This is a genomic window from Paenibacillus sp. USDA918EY, assembly GCF_009870825.1.
GTDB classification, from domain to species: domain Bacteria; phylum Bacillota; class Bacilli; order Paenibacillales; family Paenibacillaceae; genus Paenibacillus_AQ; species Paenibacillus_AQ albilobatus.
This window is the reverse complement of sequence record NZ_WTWY01000010.1, coordinates 164941-184439: the sequence shown is the minus strand read 5'-3', so window position 1 is coordinate 184439 and position 19499 is coordinate 164941. Positions and strand designations below refer to the sequence as shown.

The window sequence follows — 19499 nt, the reverse complement described above, 5'->3', positions numbered from 1 at the left end:
TTAAAATTCTTCTTGTTTAGCCTTATCAAATAGATAACACAAGGAGAGACCTTTATTACATTGTCTTATACCTATCTGATGAAGGAAATACAGAAAATTCTTTAAATCGGTAAAAATATGGTACAATCTTCTATTCCTAAACCCCTCAATCAAAACCGAAGGCTTAACCTGAAGCGCCCTAGCTAATGCAGTGATCGTTAGCAGAGAGGGCGCTTTTTCTCCGTTTTCTAGTTCACTAATATAGGAACGGTCGACCCGTGAATATATGCTCAGCTCATCTTGCGTAAACTATTTCTCTTTACGTATTTTTAGCAATACCCTGCCGAAGGCAAGAAGATCTATGGATTTCTCACTATGATTAGCATACGTTATAACCCCTTAATTGATAGTTAAAATAATCTTATGCGGTTCTATAAGGGGATTTCCGTAGGCTATTGCTCAGATACTGGAAAATATATTAGGTGGGTGTAAGTTCTTATTTGAAGTGGGAGCTGAAGCAATCATCAAATCGGTCGTGAAAAATGATTCTAGTGTTACTAGGCACCCGTCACTCAAAATCATCAGGGCTTGTTCTCAGACTTTGTGAAGTCTTCACGGTTTGGCTTATTTGCGAAAATTTATTTTTCGACTGTTTGCTTTCCGCGTTACCCCCAGTTCATAACCAACAAAATCAATCTTTACCCCGATAATGGAACATCACAATGCACTTTAAGCTCTTTAAACTTCACCTCCCCCTCCAGCCCTCCTTCCTACGCTCGACCAGTTAACAAAATATCTCCTCTTCTTTAATAAAAACAGAATGTGTACTTCACTAATTCCTATAAGATCTATACCATATGAATATAAAATATTTAATCTTGGAGAAAGAAGGAGAACAAGAGCATCTATGGAAGAAAGGAATAAGAGGAAGTGCCACATCCTAATTCCGAACATTAGGCATTCGCCTAAGGAGGTCAATTAAGGATGAAATTCATACATCGGCTATCAAGTAAATCAATTCGATTCAAGTTGATTGCGGGCTTTCTTCTATTTGTCATCCCCTTGCAGCTTCTGCTTATTTTCGATAACTACTACGCCATGAAAGTCGTTCGCGAGCAAGTGGCCAATTCCAACCGGCATTTGGCAGCCTTATACATGGATCAAATCGACCGAAATTTGGAGGAGATCGATAAGTATTTGCGGACCATGGTCGCTTTTGAGAATGATTTGATTGTGCTGGACAGGCCTGCGGACGTGAATATGGACGAATATTTTTTGGCGAAGATCAATCTGTTCAATAAATTGGAAAGGGATATTCATACATACAAAGAGATGGATTATCTATTCGTCTATTCCTCCGTCAATGAAGAGCTCATCACGAATCAGCCGCCCGAGGCGACGATGGCCGAACTGAAGACGATTCGGCAAGGCATGATTCAGATGCTTGAGGAGAGGAAGGGCCTGCAGAAGCAGGCATTCGAGAAATGGTTTCCTTACAACCTGAATGAAGAGTACTATATCGTGAAAATTCAAAAAATCGGGAATGTGTATGTCGGGGGATGGGTGAAGGCATCGAAGCTGATGATCCCGCTGAGCTTGCTGGACGTCAGGCCGGAAGGGAAATCGGTGCTTGTCACGGAAACGCTCAAACCGATGAACGGAAATGCACCGATCGGTAACAACGATGATTATTTGCAGGTCAGCACCCATTCCAAGCAAGGGAAATTCTCCCTGTTGTTTTTGATCCCCTACAGCGTCATCCTGGAACGTCTCCCGCTGCTGCAGTGCCTTTGGTACCTGCTGATCCTGGGAGCCCTCATTATTCTTCCGATTTTTTATATCTTCTTGCGGCATATTATCCTGCTTCCGATCAACCGGATCGTAAAAGTCATGAGACGGGTACGCGACGGAAATCTGGAGCAGCGGGTCGAGCCATATCCCGTTTCCTATGAGTTTGAACTGATGAATGACGTATTTAACAGCATGGTTTCGGAGATCAAGGCCTTAAAAATCACGGTCTATGAAGAGCAGCTGCTCATCCAGAAGGCAGAGCTTAAACATCTGCAGCTGCAAATCAATCCCCACTTTTTTTTGAATGCGCTGAACACCATCTACAACCTTGCCCAATTCCAAAACTACCAACTGATCCAGGACATGTCGGAGCATTTGATCAATTACATGAGATTTATGTTTCAGAACAACCTGAAGTTCGTCACGCTGGAGGAAGAAATCGCTCATACCCGCAACTACTTGCAGATCCAGGCGCTGAGGTTCGAGGATGCGTTTACTTATCGGATTAGCGGCGACGAATCGCTTTCCCAAGCCTTAATACCTCCGCTCATGATACAGACCTTCGCAGAGAACACGATTAAGCATGCGGTTACGATGGATGAACCGATCCGGTTAAACGTAGACATAGAGCTTCGCGGGGATCAGGAGCCCTATCTATGCATCGTGATCCAAGACACGGGTAAAGGATTCTCCGAAGAAGCGTTAAGTGAATGGCAATCCGAAGACGAATCAGCCCATGGTAACAGCGGGCATATTGGCATATGGAATTCCAGGCGCCGATTACGGTTGATTTACCAAGACAGGGCCAAGTTGAGCCTATCCAACCACCCGGACGGGGGAGCGAGGGTTGAGGTTTGGCTCCCGTTCATGCTTGGAGATCCATCGGAGGAGGGATGGCATGTATCAATTGCTGATCGTTGACGACGAGATCCATGCGGTGAGGGCCGTTCAAGCGGCGGTGGATTGGGCAGAGCTGTCGATCTCCCGTGTCCATGTGGCCCATAATATCAAGCAGGCCATGGGGATATTTGGCGAACATCCGATTGACATTATGATTTGTGATATTGAGATGCCCCAAGGCAGCGGGATTGAATTGTTGTCCTGGGTGAGGGAGCGGCATCTGTTAACGGAATCCATATTTTTGACATGCCATTCGAACTTTGCCTATGCGAAGGAAGCGATTCAACTGGGAAGCCTTGATTATATCCTGAAGCCCGTCAAGAGGAATGAGCTGCGGGCTGTCGTTCTGAAAGGCGTAGAGAAAGTGAATGAAAAAAGGGAGCAGCACATCAGCAAAGCAGAAAGCCAATATTACGCCAAGCTATGGCATACGAATCGGTCCATCTTAATGGAGCGGTTCTGGCAGGATGTGCTGGATCAGCGGGATGCAAGCCCGAAGCGGATACGGGATGTTCTGCAAAGCAGAAACCTTCCCATCCGGGAGACGGATTCCTTCCTGCCGATTTTGATTGTCGTTCAGCGCTGGGCGGAGAAGCTGAATACCCAAGACCGGAAGCTGATGGAATATGCGCTTATGAATGCCGCGGACCATATGATTCTGCGCGGAGAGGAACAGGGCCAGTTGGTACGCATCACCGGCGATATGTATGTAGCGATCCTGCCAGCAGGGACACGGACCGAAGACCACACGAAAGATATGGAGCGGATGTGCAAAACTTTCATCGAGTCATGCAACCGGTATTTCCGCTGCGATATTTCGTGTTATGTGGGTGAGCAGGGGATGATCCATGAGATGGCGGCCCGCTATCACCGCTTGATCTGCTTGAAGGAAAGCAACTTGAACCGGAATAATCACGTTTTTTTCGTGAGCGAAGGCATCAACACCGCGCAATCCGTCGCTGTCATCCAAATGAACGTCTGGCTAAAAATGCTTGAGCAAGGCGCATATGACGCCGTGTATTCCGAATCGGAACGTTATTTGAACTCGCTGAAGGATGTCGTTGGATTGAATGTGGAGGTTCTGCGGCAATTTATGCAGAAATTCCTGCAAATGCTGTATTCCTTTATCCAGTTCAAAGAATGGCAAGCTTATGAGGTTCTGGGGGAAGCGATAGCTGCGGAGCAGCTGTCCCGGGCTTTACGTTCTGTGAGTGATCTACAGGCCTGGGTGAAGGATGCGCTGGATCAGACTACTCAGTTTGGTTATGGTGCCGAGGATACGAAGCCGCTAATGGATCGAATTATAGCCTTTATCAGGGAGCATGTGGATCAGGCGATTTCAAGAGAGGATATTGCCCGACATGTCAATTTGCATCCGGACTATTTGTCGAGACGGTTCAAAAAAGAGACAGGCAAGTCCATTGTGGAATTTATGGTGGAAGAGCGAATTTCCATGGCCAAGGAGCTGCTCGTAACAACCCATATGTCCGTCAGTGAAATTGCACTGTGTGTGGGGTACTCGAATTTTTCGTATTTCTCTAAGATCTTTAAGCAGGAGGTTAAAATGAATCCACAACAATACCGCAAATCCCGCAGGTCAGAATTGTAATAATACGACGTCAGGATCGTGGTGGTTCGGCCGGAGTGCTCTTAGCTACAATGGAGCCAGTCAATGAAACAACAATACGTTGACGGAAAGGAGGATCGCCACCATGTCTTCGCGGGTAAGCGGCATGAGCTTAAAGAAGTTAAAGAAATACAAAATGCTGTATCTTATGCTAATCCCAGGAGTCGTCTACTTGCTGATTAACAATTACGTCCCCATGTTCGGCATCGTGATTGCTTTTAAGGACGTTAACTTCGCCAAGGGGATTTTGAACAGCGATTGGGTCGGGCTCAAAAACTTTGAGTATTTGTTCAAAACAGAGGACGCTTACATTATTACGAGGAATACCATTTTGTACAACCTGGTGTTTATTGCCCTGAATCTGGTTGTCGCCGTGGCACTTGCCGTATTATTGTACGAATTGAAAAATCGTTTCTTACCCCGGCTGTATCAAAGCATCATATTGCTTCCGTATTTAATATCTTCCGTTATTATCGGTTACCTTGTTTATTCGCTGCTCAGTATGGAAACGGGACTTATCAACAATACGATTCTCCCGCTCCTGGGACGGGACGGCGTCATGTGGTACAACGACCCCAAGTATTGGCCCTACATTTTAACCCTGGTCAAAATATGGAGTACGGCAGGGTATCTGAGTATCGTTTACTTTGCCGCCGTCGTCGGTATTGATCACGAGTACTATGAGGCAGCAACGCTAGATGGCGCCAATAAACTGCAGCAAATTTTCAAAATCACCATTCCTCTCATCACGCCTGTCATTATGATCATGACCCTGCTCCAGATCGGCCGTATTTTTTATTCCGATTTTGGCCTATTCTATCAGGTCCCGCTTGACTCGGGCGTCCTGATGCCCACCACCAATGTGATCGATACTTACGTATACCGGGCCCTGATCAAAAACGGAGACATCGGCATGTCGTCAGCTGCAGGGGTATACCAGTCCATCGTTGGGTTTATGATCATTCTCATTTCTAACTATGTCGTTAAAAAAATCAACCCCGACAATTCACTGTTCTAAAAAAGGAGTGAGATCACATGATGCCCAGGAAAACGGAGCAGTGGGTTATTAACATCGTCTTTATTGCCATCTCATCCCTTTGCCTGATTCCTTTCATCCTGCTTGTCGCATCCTCCGTTTCGAGCGAGGCTTCGATTATCCGGAACGGCTACACGTTGTTCCCGACGGAATTCAGCCTGGAGAGCTACCGTTATTTATTGAAGGAACCGGCTATGCTGATCCGGGCCTATGGAATATCGGTTTTCATAACCGTCGTCGGGACCGTGACCAGTTTGATCGTGATGACGTTATTGGCTTATCCGATCTCAAGAAGAGACATGCCGCTGCGGAATGCAGTTTCTTTCTTCATCTTTTTCACGATGCTTTTTAATGGGGGGCTTGTTCCAACCTACTTAATGTATACGAACGTGTTCCACATCAAAAATACGCTGTTTGCCCTCCTGATTCCCGGATTGCTTGTAAGCGCATTCTTTGTGATTCTGATCCGGACCTTTTTCACCATGAATATTCCGAACGAGGTGATCGAGTCCGCTTATATGGATGGTGCGAGCGAATTCAAAATATTTGCCCGAATCGTTCTTCCATTGTCTACTCCCGTATTGGGCGCGGTTGGCTTGTTCCAATTGATCAATTACTGGAATGACTGGTTCAACGGGCTCATCTATATCACGGACAGCAAGCTGTACAGCATCCAAGTGCTGCTCAATACGATTCTGTTAAATGCGCAATATTTGGCCAGCAACACGAATTTTGTGGAAGACATGGTCGCGGCCGATGACATTCCTAATCATGGTTTGAAAATGGCGATTGCCGCCATCGGCGTGATCCCCATTCTGGTGACCTACCCGTTCTTTCAAAAATATTTTGCCAAGGGACTTACCGTTGGTGCAGTCAAAGGCTAAAGCAGTCATCCGTCTATCATGGATCTGAAATGATTACAATGGGAGGGGCATATATGCGTAACAGGGCAGGTAAGATGTTATTGATCATGACATTGCTCAGTTTGCTGCTGGCAGGTTGCGGCAAAGAGTCGAACACGAATACGAAGGATGCGGTTGCGGGAGAGGAGGGAACGACCGAAACCGGTGAGGGGAAGCTGCCGCCATATGAGGTAAAGCTTGTTTTTTATGGACCGGCTCAGAAGGATTTGGAACTCGTTGAACAAGAGATGAGCAAAATTACGCTCGAAAAAATCAATGCGACCGTGAAACTGGAACGAATCGAACCGGCAGCCTGGGATCAGCAAACCATTCTCATGCTCACCGGAAATGAACAAGTCGATTTAATCGTGACGGGAGGCACGGATTTTTCAAGGCAAGTCGCGCAAGGGCAGCTGCTGCCGCTGGACGATCTGCTTCAAAAGCATGGCCAAGACATCACGAAAGCCTTCCAGCCGGAAATCCTCGAAGCTACCAAAGTTGACGGCAAAATCTATGCCATTCCAAGCATCCGGGATTTTGCCTCGAATACCACCGTGATGATGCGCAAGGATCTGCTTGATAAATATCATCTCGATGCAAGTAAAGTGAAGACGCTGGACGATTTGGACCCGATTCTGGAGACCATTCACAAAAACGAGCCCAATATTACGCCGCTAGGCAAACCAGGCGCCTCGGCATCGATCGTGGATCGTGTTCTGGAAAATAGCTGGGACATTCTGGGGGACTACATTGGCGTGTTGGATAATCTGGATGAACTCAAGGTCGTGAATTTATTCGAAACGCCGGAGTACGAGAAGCTGGTAAAAACGGCCCGGCGTTGGTATGAAGCGGGATATATCAGCAAAGACGCGGCGACGAGCAAGGAAACAGCGGTCGATTTAATCAAGGCAAACGTCGGTTTCGGAGTCATTCAAAAAGGCAAGCCGGGTGCGCTGGCGCAGACGGAACAACGTGTGAGTACGAAGCTTGAGATGATTAATCTGGGCCAGCAAATCACGAGCACAACCAATATTACGGCGATTATGCTCGGCATTCCGGCCAATTCCAAAGATCCGGAACGCGCGATGATGTTCTTGAACCTGCTGAATTCGGATCGGGATCTGATCAACCTGATCGACTGGGGGATTGAGGGCAAGCACTACGTGAAGGTCGGCGAAAAGCAAATCGATTTCCCGCCTGGCGTCAATGCGACGAACAGCGGTTACAACATGCGCCAAGGATGGATGTTTGGCAATCAGCTTCTCTCCCATACTTGGGTCACAGACAATCCTGATCTGTGGGAGGAGATGGATCGATACAATCGGGAATCCAAAAAATCCGCCGCCCTCGGTTTCACCTACAACCCGTCGCCGGTGAAAACGGAATTGGCAGCGATTACAAACGTCGTTCGTCAATTCCAAAGCGGTCTGGAGAATGGTGCCCTGGATCCGGAAGTCAATTTGCCTAAATTCAATGCTGCCCTTCGCGCCGCCGGCATTGACAAGGTGATCGCAGAGAAGCAGAGGCAATTAGATGAATGGGCGAAAAAAAACAATAAGACAGGGAGTTGAGCTAGGGTGAAGATATCGATTGGAGGATATTCGTTTCAAAACACGTTTGTACAAGGTAAAATGGACGTTTTTGGCTACCTGGAAACGGTAAAATACCGTTATGGTCTGAACGTCGTCGATCTGTATAACGGTTTCTTTGTCGATAAAAGCGGACCCGTATGGGAATTGGCGGATGACGATTATCTTCGCAAAATCCGCGAAGCCTTGGATGAGAAAGAAATGACCGTCGTGAACTTAGCCGTTGATACGGCTTCCTTATGGGATCAGGACAAAGAGAGACGCGAACTGCAATATCAAAATGCGTTAAAGCATTTGCGCGCGGCGGAAATACTGGGTGCTCAGACGGTGCGAATCGACACAGGCGGCTCGTATTCGAATGATCCCCATGGTGATTTCTTCGATATGAGTCAGGAACAATTTGAGCATATCGTACAAAGATATCAGGAGTATTGCCGGATCGCTGCTGATTTTGGCAGTAAAGTTGGCCCGGAGAATCATATGGGGCCGTCGCTCAATCCTCATTTTCTGAAGCAGATCGCAGAGGCCGTGAACCATCCGAATTTCGGTGTTCTGCTGCATGTAGACCGCTGGAAGGTTGATCCTGAACTTGGAGACTCGATCATCGCGCCGTGGGCCTGCCATGTCCATTTTGGAGGCAATACGCTGGCCGCGGAGGACCGGGCGATTCGAATTGCGCAGACGCTGCATGACAGCGGATTTAAAGACTATTGGGCCATTGAACATAATGCGCCGGATAATCAATACGTGGAGGTGGAGTGGGCTCTTGCCGGCATGAAAAAGGTATTGTCGAAGGTAAAGTAACAGGTATGAATAAGGCTCAACAACGCAAATAGTGTTTGACAAAAAGAGGAAGTAGCGGAGGTGTATAAAATGAAATAAAGAAACCACTCACTTTATTTCATTTTATGTAACGGAATCGATCTGAAGAAGCGGTAGCATTCGCCTAAAAACTTTCCGCAGGAAAGTTACTTCGGAAGCATACGCCTTTGTCTTCGAATTTCTACCTTTTTGAAACATAAGATCAAGAAATTCGGAGACAACAGCGATCGGAAGAACGATCCGTAACCACAGCGGTCACCTCGCACGATGTCAAGAACTTATTTCAGTTGAGCCAAGATCAGCTTTCGGAAAATTTGCGCTTAAAGGAGCGAATAGCAATGGGGAAAATTCGAATCGGCATTGTCGGTGTCGGATTAATCGGCATCACGCATCTGAAAAACTATGCGGATATCGCGGATGCCGAGGTTGTGGCTGTCTGCGATATTAATGAAGAAGCGGCTCGACAAGTGGCCGGCGAATTTCAGATCAAGGATGTTTACACCGATTTTAGGGAGATGCTGAAACGCACGGACATCGATGCGGTCGATGTTTGCCTCCATAACAACTTCCATGCGCCTGTAACCAATGAAGCGCTTGAGGCAGGGAAACATGTCTATTGCGAGAAACCGATCGCCGGGACCTATGTTGACGGCAATTCGATGCTGGAAACGGCCAGAACGTGCAATAAAATGCTTCATATCCAATTGAACACGTTGTATCGAAAAGAGACGAAAGCCGCCAAAGCGCTGATCGAAGAGGGGAGCTTGGGCAAGCTTTATCATGCCCGATCCACGGGATTTCGGCGCAGAGGACGTCCGTTCGTCGATGGTTATGGCACCAAATTTTTCAACCGGAAGGAAACCGCGGCAGGGGGCGCCTTGCTCGATATGGGGGTTTATCACATAGCCCAAATGTTATATCTGTTGGATTTGCCGAAGGTAAAAAGCGTATCCGGCAAAGTCTATCAAGAAATGGATATGGATGCGGCGAGAAGAGCGGAATCCGGGTTCGACGTCGAAGAGCTGGGTCTTGGATTTATCCGGTTCGAAGGCGGGGTAACGCTTGATCTCATCGAGGCGTGGTCGATACATATGGGAGGTTTTGAAGGGTCCAGCCTCGTAGGCAGCAAAGGCGGAATTCGGCTCCCTTCGTATTCTTCCACATCTCAGAACAGTGGACTGAGCTTTCATACGACCGTGGCGGACATGGACCTGGACAGCAGCGTGAACCTGGACGACATGGAGCTTCGCTGGAGCCGGCTCAAGGCGGATTATGACGCTTACCGTTCTTCGCAACATCATTGGATCGCAGCCTTGCAGGGAAGAGTTCCCCTCCTGCCAACAGCAGAAATTGCGCTGCAAACCATGCTGATCAGCGAAGGCGTGTACCTGTCCGACCGGCTGGGACGCGAAGTAACCCTTGATGAGATCATCACGCATTCCGCGTCGACCAATGTCAAATTGTAAGGGATGAAGGAATCATGTCGGATCGAACGATTAGCCGGAATATGCTTGGCATGCTGAAGGTGTTCAACTTTGTGCTTTATGGGGCCTTAGCCATTTATAGCACGTTTTTCGCGTTATATTTGAAGGATACCGGGTTTTCCAATGTGCAAATCGGGCTTCTGGTAGCCGGCGGTCCGCTCATCGGGCTGGTCGCTAATCCATTCTGGGCGTATTTTGCAGACCGGTTTCGCAATAACAAGCGCATTCTCATTATTTGCCTGATCGGTAATTTCACATGCATGCAATTCGTATTTATGACGGAATCCTACACATTGATTTATAGTCTGATGCTGGTTTATTTCATGTTTCAGAGCCCGCTGTTCACGCAAAGCAACAGCTTGATCCTGAACGTCATCGAAGGAACGAACCGGAAGTTTGGAGAGTTTCGTGCGTGGGGGTCGTTGGGGTGGGCGCTCATTGCGGTCGCAGTCGGCCCGGTCATCGGTTGGCTGGGAATAAGCCAGCTCTGGATCGTATTCGATGCGATGCTGTTATTCGCCATTTTCTTTACCTTCCTAATGCCAAGCGGCAATGAAAGAGCACAGACCGAGAAGTTTACCAACAAAGGCTATTTCATGGTGTTTCGAAACAAGTATTTTTTGATCTTCGTTTGTTTGGGCGTGCTCATATCGATCCCCAATTCGATCAATTCGACCTTTCTCAGTATTTACATCAAGGGCTTGGGCGGATCGGACACGGTTGTCGGTTGGTCTGCCTTTGCCACGGCCATTTTGGAAGTACCCGTATTTTTATTGCTGGATCGGTATTTGAAGAAAAATTCGCGTACAATGCTGACCTGGTTGACCGTCATCTGCCTGCTCTTTTCAGCGCGCTGGTTATTGATGTCCTTAGCGGTTTCGGCCATACAGGTGATATTCATCCAATTGCTGCATTCCATCACATTCGGAGGTTATTACTACATTGGCACCCAGCTTACGTCGCATCTTGTGCCCGGCGAATATCGCTCCAGCGGGCAGGCTGTTTACGGTCTGACATGGGGAGGCGTATCCGGCATCGTCGCAGGTATACTCGGCGGCTGGATGTTCGAGAATCTGGACGCCTCCGTATTGTACCGGATTTGTTGCGGGGGCACGATCTGCGGATTTATCGGTTTCTTCTTGTTACGGCATTCGTTCCGGACGGCGGAGAAGCAGGTGAACACGCAGAGCGAACAATTTAGTTAAGTCGTTGAAACAACGGGCTACAACAACAATTGAAGACGAGTAATATAAATGCCGAAAAGTCCGCGAAGTTCGCGGACTTTTGTATGCGACTCGATTAATTTTACCATCGATGCGTGGTCTACGTTTCCAAAATGCGCTGCCGTCAGCCGATTCACCGTCAGCACCTGGGCGCGCTGAAAAAAATGATCGCTGCCTATTCTTTCTTTTTCGAATTCAGGGATGTTTCAAGCAAATAGTCGACGACCCAAGGTCCAATATTAGCACCGGATGCAGCTGAATGAACGAGATGGGCAAGCTGATCAGTTGCATTCCCGATCGCCCATACTCCTGGTCGGCTCGTTCTTCCGTACGTATCGGTAATTGCGAAACCGGCTTCGTCTACTTCACAGAGAGAGGCAGCCAGTTCAGACGCGGCTTTGAAAGGGGCCGCCACAAAAACTGCTTCACATGGCACTTGCATGCCGCTCGCTGTGGCGATGGAGACGAGTTGGTCCCCTTCCGTTACCAGACCGGTCACCTCGTCTTGAACGGTTTTAACTCCGAATCCATCAAGCCTTGTCAGCGTTTCGGAGTCGAACTCGTGAGGGCTTACGACCGTTACGGATGAAGACCACGCGGTCAGGAACTTTCCAAGCTGGGCAAGGCGCTCCGGCAGTCCAAAGGCTACGAAAGGTTTGTCCCGAACTTCATATCCGCTGAAGCATGGGCACAGATGAACGTACTTGCCTAACCCCTCTTTTAAGCCAGGCACCATAGGGAGCACATCGACTAGCCCTGTGGCCAGCACTACGGCCCGAGCCGTAATCTTCATCTTGCTGCCCCAGACATCAAAGAGCCCATCGGGCCTTGCTTCGATCTTCAATACGGTCTCACTGCGAATGTCTCCGCCGTAGCTTATCACTTCGGAACGCCCACGTTCCAGGAATTCGGCCGGTGTACTTCCTTCGTACCCAAGGTATTCATGAATCTTAACGATCATTGAATTGCGAACGGGTCCTCCGTCATAAACGACCGTTCGACGACGGGCTCGAGTGAGAAACAATGCTGCGCTTAGCCCTGCAGCTCCTGCCCCTACCACCGCGACATCGAAGATATCATCATGGTCTTTTGAAGTTTTGCGATTCATCATGTTCTTTCTTCCTTATAACGATCTCTTAGTAAAGTGAGTACGATTATATAACAGATATTATGAGTCTATAATAGCTATAATGGATGAAAGCTGTCAAGTCTTCGTGACAATTGGGACACAGCTTACTTCGCATCTTGTGCCCGGCGAATATCACTCCAGCGGGCAAGCCGTTTATGGTCTGACGTGGGGAGGTATGGGGTCACGATCTGCGGATTTATCGGTTTCTTCTTGTTACGGCATTCGTTCCGGACGGCGGAAAAACCAAGTGAACACAGGGAGCGAACAATTTAATTCATAGCCCGTTTGGCCGCGCTGGCGCCACCACTGGGCAAGTGCGATTCGGGTAAGGTTATCTATATTTTTTTAAAAGAATTCATGGGGCTGATCCGAAGGGGTATTCATCTCTACCTTTCGAATCAGCGCTTTTTCGTTTGCGATTTTGCTGGTTCACTGTGGATTCAGAATTGAGAAAATACTATGGGATGAACTAATCGTGCATAGGAGCATGTATTTAGAGTTATTTGTCTTCGATAAGTTCAAAGTCGGGGTGCAATAAATAGCTCAATGGATAAAGCTCTGGATTCGCTGAGATAAGCCCCTTGATCAAGACGATTTTCTTTTCTTCCGATGGGTAGAAGGTTACGCCGAGCGCCGCAGGTTCAACGAATTGAATCATGAGATAAGCGTCGTCCTTTTGATTCATGGGACAAATCATATTATTTTCAGAAAAGACCGAATCATATTCATCAAATAAGAAGATATGGTAGGTTTGATTCTTCCAAACCGATTCGTATAGCCTGTATGAATGGCTTTTAATGAGTTTTATAAATTGCGTTGGAGACAACCCGATTTCATAGCCGGTAATATATCCGGAATGGTCAAAATCTACTCCGTATTCCGTTTCAAACTTCTCTTGTTCATATCCGCTTCGAAACGAATAAGGGAGCATAGACAAGTTGTCGAGGCAGGTTCCCAGTTCCGGTTTTCTTGCAAAAGGGATTTGGATCTGGGAAATATCAATGGACTGATTTAATTTGCAGTTGGTTTGCTGGGAGATTTTCTCGGATGGCGGTTGTAGATACACATAACCAATATGAGCATAGTCCGACTCCATGCAAGTAATCTTCATAAGAGCCTCCTTTATGAACTTAAACTCAGTAAGGTATATTTAGTTTCTTTCAGTATAAAAAATTGTCGAAGGCAAGGCATTAATATATTCGGCATCAACGCCTTTTTAGCCAAGGGCAGGATTGTTGAATCGTTTCTCGAATATTTTCTGAGTTGGATAATTTTATGAACTTTGTGATTATAACGTTATCTGAAAGATACGCAAATCTTATAGGTAAGGGTGATTCGTTTGAAGCAAGGACTTATTGTGTTTCTGAACGGAACTTCAAGTGCAGGAAAGACGAGTATTTCTATGGAACTGAAAAATCAGAAAGAGATTCCCTTTCATCATTTATCCATAGATGATTTTTTTCATAATTACTTTGATTTTATTAATAATAAATTTCCAGATACTGAACCTACAAAAGAAGTGGATAATATCGGACAAATCATTTTTGATCCCATAGTCTCAGTGTATTATGCAACAATTAAATTGTTTTCAGAAATGGGTCTGAATGTCATCGTCGATACCGTAATCGACAATGACAAGCGGTTTAATGATTATCTTGACGTGCTTTGTGATTATCCTACATTATTTGTTGGTGTAATATGCTCGAAAGAAGAACTCACAAGAAGAGAGCAAATCAGAGGAGATCGAGAGATTGGACTAGCAAATTCCCAGTACGACAAAATATATTCTTTTAATGAATATGACCTTGAAGTAAATACTGAAGAGTTGAATCCAACAGAATGCGCCGAAAAGATATTAAGTTTTATTAAGTCCGATCAGGATTACTCGGCATTTAAAAAATTAAGTAAAAGAGAGATTAGTGTTTCAGAATCTACCAGATAGCAACAAAGACAAATCAGCAAGCTAAAGACGAGTAACATAAATGCCAAAAAGTCCGCGAAGCTCGCGGACTTTTGTGCGCTTGGCAGCGCGCAGAGCCGTTTTAGCTTTCAGCAGCAGAACGGCCTTCGTTTTTTGTATCTTCTTTTTGAGATATGTTCATCGGTTTAATAAAGAATGACAATGCTAAAGCAAAGAAGGCCAAAACGGTGGAGAACGTAAAGGCAACGGACACCCCATGAATCATTGGATTGGGAAGTTGTTGCTGAACGGCAGCCGTTGTAGTGTTCGTCATAACCGTAACCAGCAAGGCTGCTCCAACAGAAGCGGCCAATTGCGTTAACGTGTTACTCATTGCGGTTCCATGTGGAATCAAATGGTCAGGCAGTTGGTTTAATCCGGCCGTCATGACTGGCATCATCATAAGAGATATTCCGAACATTCTTATGGCGTAAATCACCATCATATAGATGTATGGCGTTGAAGCGGTCATGTTACTGAACAAGAACGTCGTACCTACTAAGATAACCGAACCGATAAGAGCCAACGGTCGTGCTCCAATTTTATCAAAGATCCTCCCGGTAATCGGCGACATAACCCCCATCACAATCGCACCAGGTAACAACAGCAAACCCGATTCCAGCGGCGTAAAGCCTCTTGCCGTTTGTACATAAAGCGGAAGAAAAAGCTCTACGCCGATCATCGTCACCATAACAACCATACCGATGAATAAGGTCAATGAGAAGGTCCGGTTTTTTAACACCCTGAACTCAAGCATCGGCTTTTCAACAGCCAGCTGCCGCCAAATAAACAAACCAATTGCGACCGTACCGACAATCAAAGCAATGACCACTTCTGAACTGTTCCAGGCATGATTACCTGCGCTGCTGAAGCCATACAACAATCCTCCAAATCCAAGGGATGACAAAATAATGGACATGAGATCAATTTTTGGACGAGTCACTTTCGTAACATTTTCAAGCATAAACGAAGCAAAAATGATTATAAGTACAGCAATTGGGAAAATCATATAAAAGAGTGCCCGCCATGAAAAGTTGCCAACAACCCAACCGGAAAACGTCGGTCCAATCGCAGGAGCAAAAGCCATCACCAGCCCCACCATACCCATTGCTGACCCGCGTTGCTTAACAGGAAAAATCATTAAAAAAATCGTTTGCATTAACGGGAGCATGAGCCCGTCACTGACCGCCTGTAGAATTCTACCGAATATTAAAACAGGAAAGTTTGGTGCTATAGCAGCCAGCAATGTCCCGGCCGCAAACAGGCATATGGCCGTAATAAATAGCCTTCTCGTCGAAAATTTTTCTATTAGAAAAGCCGAAACCGGAATCAACACCCCGGTGACAAGCATGAACCCGGTCGTTAACCACTGAGCTGTATTCGCGGAAATGGATAGATCCTTCATGATTTGTGGCAAAGCAGTATTGAGTAGCGTCTGATTTAACATGGTAACAAATGCACCTGCAAGCATAACGACCACAAGTACAGTCCGCTTAAACGTTGGGAGAGACTGTTCTTTCTCCATGTTGGTTTCCTCCTATTCAAAATGGAATAAATGACACCCATTACAGTGCCTAGCATCATCACGGTACAGCGAAATGAGCTACGGCTTTCGCTATTTATACTACGGGTATATTTTTAAACTCATAGTTTACTCGGTCTATATTATACTTGAATGAGCAAAAAATCAATCACTAAATATACTCAGGGTATATATTTGAATAGGAAGTTTGTAGTGTATAATGTTAACAGAAAGGATGATAATGGTGCAGGTGAAAAAATCCGATATATTAATGACGGCTCTCCGTCTTTTTATTGAACAAGGTTATCATGCCACATCGATCCAGGACATTCTTGACCAAACCAATATTTCAAGAGGAACCTTTTATAAACACTTTCAAACCAAAGGAGAACTATTTAGGGATGTACTGGTGTATTCCGAAGAAAAAATGTATGTGGAGCGGGATCAACTTTTAATCGGACAGGATGAAACGAACAAAGATATCTTTATTCGTCAGTTGGAAGTTATGATGAGCTATCGCATAGAAAAAAAAGTCGATGCATTGCTCATGGATGCTTTAGTTTCCAACGATAATGAAATTATTGCTTTCTTAAAAGAGATTAGGCAACAATGGGCCTATTGGTTCTTCACAAGGATGAAGCAGATTTACCCGGAATATCGGGATTATATTGCGGATGCTACCATTTTTTTAACGGGGATTCTGCACAATGCCAACGAAATAAATAATGTTCAAATCCGACCCAAACCCATGATTGAAATTTGCAATTATTGTTTTAGTCTGGTGGATGAAGTACTTCCATTACTCAAACATAAGCGTATACGGCTTTTTAATATTGAAGACTTTGAACAGTCTTTACTTAGCATAGGACAAGTAGATTTCCCTTATAATGACCTTATGTTAAGTACTGGGAATTTAAAGAAATTAATTGAGAAGCTTCCTGCGAATAACGATAATAAGCAGCACGCCCTTGATTTGTTACAATTTGTGCAAAATGAAGCAATGTCGGAGAATCCGCGGAAAGCCGTAATCTCAAGTTGTTTGAAGTCTTTAATGAATATAAAAAGTATTATGCATACTGATGAATTGGTCATTTATTTGAATACATTAAAAAAGTTAGGGTTTTATCCTGTAGACCCGAATCCGTGACGAGATAGAGTCCGTTTTTTAAAAAATGGGGTCAAAGCGGAAGGGCGATCCCATCCATTCGACATTCAAAAAAATTCGAAGGTTTTGCAACGAAGCCTGGGCGAAGCGGCCAGGCTTTTTTTGTTGTTGCGCACGGAATCGCACTTGTACATGGCTGGAGGAATGCGTACTTGGGGAGTCAGATCGTTGGGGGGAATTTATAAGTTAATTGTTCAATTCCTGAGATAGTAATATTTAGTCCTGTCTCAAACATATCATCTGAACCGACATTATTGCACATTCCATTTTCGTGCATACGATGCAGAATTTGAAAATGGCTATCTGGTTTGTAAATGCTTAGGTTTTTACGAGCTGTCGGATACGGATCACTATGTATATCTGGCCAATACGAAAGAGTATTATGAATGCATGAATGAGCTGTTGGAATCGACAGTCGAAGTGGAGCAATGATACTGGTTGCGTCTCGTCCTGCTGGAACGGTCCAATACGAAATCGGCAGCAAGTCCGCCAACGGAGGGATGTTTGAAATAAAGATTGATTCTTGATGCAATAAATATGAAAATGATCAGGTAATACCATTTGTACACATAAGGAGATCGAACCATGGCCAAAAACAAATTGCTAAGAATGGACAATGTTGGCATCGTTGTAGAATCCCTTGATGACACCATCTCTTTCTTCGAGGAGATCGGCTTGAAGCTCGAAGGGCGGACTATTGTCGAAGGCGAATGGGCTGGTCGCGTAACCGGGCTGGGTTCACAGTCTGTAGAGATTGCTATGATGGTTACCCCGGATGGCCACAGCCGGCTTGAACTTTCGCGATTTCTCACCCCACCTACGATATCCGATCACCGAACCGCTCCAGTAAATGCCCTCGGTTATCTACGGGTTATGTTCACCGTTGAAGACATTGACGAAATGGTATCCAGACTCACGAAGCATGGTGCGCAGCTCGTAGGCGAAGTGGTTCAGTACGGGGACTCGTATCGGCTCTGCTACATTCGCAGCCATGAAGGACTTCTAATCGGTTTGGCGGAACAACTGGGTAATAAATAAGTGACGTTTAAAAGAAGACTTGGCTGAATATACATGACCAGGGCAAAAAAGACGCTAGGGAATAGAATTCCTTTGCGTCTTTTGCATCTAGTCATTCAAGAGCAGGGGGGCAATTTAATGTTCTCTTATTAATCCATACAAAAAGAGCCTGGTTACTTCCTGGGCAAGCTCGTCCGGCGTCTTTAAACCTGCCCATAATTTTGTTAACGTAAGATGTCCGATCACGCCAACGATGGCTGAGGCAACGATGCTTAAATCAATGTCAGCATGGAAGTAGCCATTTTCTACTTCTGCAGCAAGGTTTGCTTCAATTTGCTTTGCCATTCGTTCTTTGATTTCGACAGCATCCTCCGAGAGAAAAAAACCAATCCGTGCGACCTGTTCATTCTCTTGAAACAGCTGAAAAATCAAGGCAATATTGTTGGCGATTCGTTGCAGCAGCCCTGCAGTCTCAATACCCGAAGCGAGTCTGCTTTGCTCAACCCGTTCGTGCAACTTAGCTTTAAATAAATCAACCAATTCTTGAAAAATGGCATCTTTGCTTTTGAAATACAGATAAAACGTTGGCTGCGTCACGTTGGCTTCTTCTACGATCGCACTGATTTTCGTATCATGGAATCCATATAAAGCAAATTGTTTTGCCGCGATCTTCAAAAGCAGCTCCCTGCTTTTTTCTCCATCCGCTCCGATTTGTCGGCCTCTTTTTTTCAGTTAGAACATCTCCAAACTCGATTTGATTCATATAGAAATTGAATTGAATGTACGCACGAATGAAGCAAGTATATCGATCATAAAAACTATGCTTTATTATAATCAACGATCCATAATAATCAATACCGTAACATCTTCATACCCTTCGGCCTTAATGAGAAATTGATGCGTTCCTGGTTTTAGCGAAGCGCCAGAGAGATTAATTTCAATCATTCCTGCAGTAGATCTGTTCACTCTGGAACTGTGGATGGGAACCGAGTTTCCATCTTGATAAACTCCGGTAATGTTATCTCTCCACGCAGCATCATCATAAAAAGTAATTCGCACGGTATCGGCGTTCGGAGCGGTCCCCGTCAAATTCGGCGCTGAAAGCGGTACGGGCACTTCAATCGTAACCACGGCGTCCGCATATCCTTCGGCTTTAATGAGAAATTGATGCGTTCCTGGTTTTAGCGAAGCACCAGAAAGATTGATTTCAATCATTCCTGCGGTAGATCTGTTCACCCTGGAGCTGTGGATGGGAGCCGAGTTGCCATTTAGATAAACTCCGGTAATGTTGTCTCTCCATGCAGCATCGTCGGTAAATGTAATTCGCACGGTATCGGCATTCGGAGCGGTCGC

Annotated in this window: 17 protein-coding genes; 11 read left to right on the top strand and 6 right to left on the bottom strand. The window is 45.7% G+C overall.

Annotated elements, in window-relative coordinates; all coding sequences use genetic code 11:
* Positions 1–273 carry a helix-turn-helix domain-containing protein gene (locus tag GQY55_RS31515; RefSeq protein WP_268895037.1) on the bottom strand — a complete coding sequence of 91 codons (273 nt, stop codon included), beginning with the start codon at positions 271–273 and terminating at the stop codon, positions 1–3.
* A 768-nt stretch (positions 274–1041) separates the two neighbouring features.
* Here GQY55_RS31515 and GQY55_RS20085 point away from each other — a divergent pair.
* From GQY55_RS20085 to GQY55_RS20050, 8 genes are all read left to right on the top strand, one after another.
* Positions 1042–2691: a sensor histidine kinase gene (locus GQY55_RS20085; RefSeq protein WP_236575739.1), complete on the top strand. Its 1650-nt coding sequence runs from the start codon at positions 1042–1044 to the stop codon at positions 2689–2691.
* On the top strand, positions 2669–4279 hold the full coding sequence (locus tag GQY55_RS20080; RefSeq protein ID WP_160043653.1) for a response regulator transcription factor: 1611 nt from the start codon (positions 2669–2671) through the stop codon (positions 4277–4279). Before GQY55_RS20085 ends, GQY55_RS20080 begins: the two co-directional genes overlap by 23 nt.
* Positions 4280–4382: 103 nt before the next feature.
* Positions 4383–5315 carry an ABC transporter permease gene (locus GQY55_RS20075; RefSeq protein WP_236575738.1) on the top strand — a complete coding sequence of 311 codons (933 nt, stop codon included), beginning with the start codon at positions 4383–4385 and terminating at the stop codon, positions 5313–5315.
* Positions 5316–5332: 17 nt separating this feature from the next.
* Positions 5333–6217 (top strand): carbohydrate ABC transporter permease, encoded by an 885-nt coding sequence (locus tag GQY55_RS20070; RefSeq protein WP_373309263.1) that lies wholly within the window; start codon positions 5333–5335, stop codon positions 6215–6217.
* 53 nt (positions 6218–6270) lie between these two features.
* The gene (locus GQY55_RS20065) at positions 6271–7806 is read left to right on the top strand and encodes an ABC transporter substrate-binding protein (RefSeq protein ID WP_160043652.1); all 1536 of its coding nucleotides are present in this window, start codon (positions 6271–6273) and stop codon (positions 7804–7806) included.
* Between the two features lie 6 nt (positions 7807–7812).
* Entirely contained in the window at positions 7813–8628 is an 816-nt protein-coding gene (locus GQY55_RS20060; RefSeq protein ID WP_160043651.1) for a sugar phosphate isomerase/epimerase family protein, read from the top strand.
* Positions 8629–8984: 356 nt separating this feature from the next.
* Positions 8985–10112: a Gfo/Idh/MocA family protein gene (locus GQY55_RS20055; RefSeq protein WP_160043650.1), complete on the top strand. Its 1128-nt coding sequence runs from the start codon at positions 8985–8987 to the stop codon at positions 10110–10112.
* A 14-nt stretch (positions 10113–10126) separates the two neighbouring features.
* Positions 10127–11335 carry an MFS transporter gene (locus GQY55_RS20050; RefSeq protein WP_160043649.1) on the top strand — a complete coding sequence of 403 codons (1209 nt, stop codon included), beginning with the start codon at positions 10127–10129 and terminating at the stop codon, positions 11333–11335.
* A 193-nt stretch (positions 11336–11528) separates the two neighbouring features.
* Here the strand turns inward: GQY55_RS20050 and GQY55_RS20045 are convergent, their stop codons facing one another.
* Together GQY55_RS20045 and GQY55_RS20040 are read right to left on the bottom strand one after the other, a co-directional pair.
* On the bottom strand, positions 11529–12464 hold the full coding sequence (locus tag GQY55_RS20045; protein WP_201452192.1) for an NAD(P)/FAD-dependent oxidoreductase: 936 nt from the start codon (positions 12462–12464) through the stop codon (positions 11529–11531).
* Positions 12465–12981: 517 nt separating this feature from the next.
* Positions 12982–13593, bottom strand: a complete 612-nt coding sequence (locus GQY55_RS20040; protein ID WP_160043648.1) for a hypothetical protein — start codon at positions 13591–13593, stop codon at positions 12982–12984.
* Between the two features lie 228 nt (positions 13594–13821).
* Between GQY55_RS20040 and GQY55_RS20035 the strand changes: the two genes are divergently transcribed.
* Positions 13822–14424 carry a chloramphenicol phosphotransferase CPT family protein gene (locus GQY55_RS20035; protein WP_160043647.1) on the top strand — a complete coding sequence of 201 codons (603 nt, stop codon included), beginning with the start codon at positions 13822–13824 and terminating at the stop codon, positions 14422–14424.
* 100 nt (positions 14425–14524) lie between these two features.
* Here GQY55_RS20035 and GQY55_RS20030 read toward each other — a convergent pair whose 3' ends face one another.
* Positions 14525–15967, bottom strand: a complete 1443-nt coding sequence (locus GQY55_RS20030; protein WP_160043646.1) for a DHA2 family efflux MFS transporter permease subunit — start codon at positions 15965–15967, stop codon at positions 14525–14527.
* A 247-nt stretch (positions 15968–16214) separates the two neighbouring features.
* On the opposite strand from GQY55_RS20030, the gene GQY55_RS20025 reads away from it, so the two are divergent.
* The gene (locus tag GQY55_RS20025; protein ID WP_160043645.1) at positions 16215–17111 is read left to right on the top strand and encodes a TetR/AcrR family transcriptional regulator; all 897 of its coding nucleotides are present in this window, start codon (positions 16215–16217) and stop codon (positions 17109–17111) included.
* A gap of 603 nt (positions 17112–17714) precedes the next feature.
* Complete coding sequence (locus GQY55_RS20020) at positions 17715–18167, top strand: VOC family protein (protein WP_160043644.1); 453 nt, start codon at positions 17715–17717, stop codon at positions 18165–18167.
* A 114-nt stretch (positions 18168–18281) separates the two neighbouring features.
* Here the strand turns inward: GQY55_RS20020 and GQY55_RS20015 are convergent, their stop codons facing one another.
* The gene (locus tag GQY55_RS20015) at positions 18282–18821 is read right to left on the bottom strand and encodes a TetR/AcrR family transcriptional regulator (protein ID WP_236575737.1); all 540 of its coding nucleotides are present in this window, start codon (positions 18819–18821) and stop codon (positions 18282–18284) included.
* A 159-nt stretch (positions 18822–18980) separates the two neighbouring features.
* Positions 18981–19499 (bottom strand): hemoblobin-interacting domain-containing protein (locus tag GQY55_RS20010; protein ID WP_160043643.1); only part of this gene is annotated, 519 nt, incomplete at its 5' end.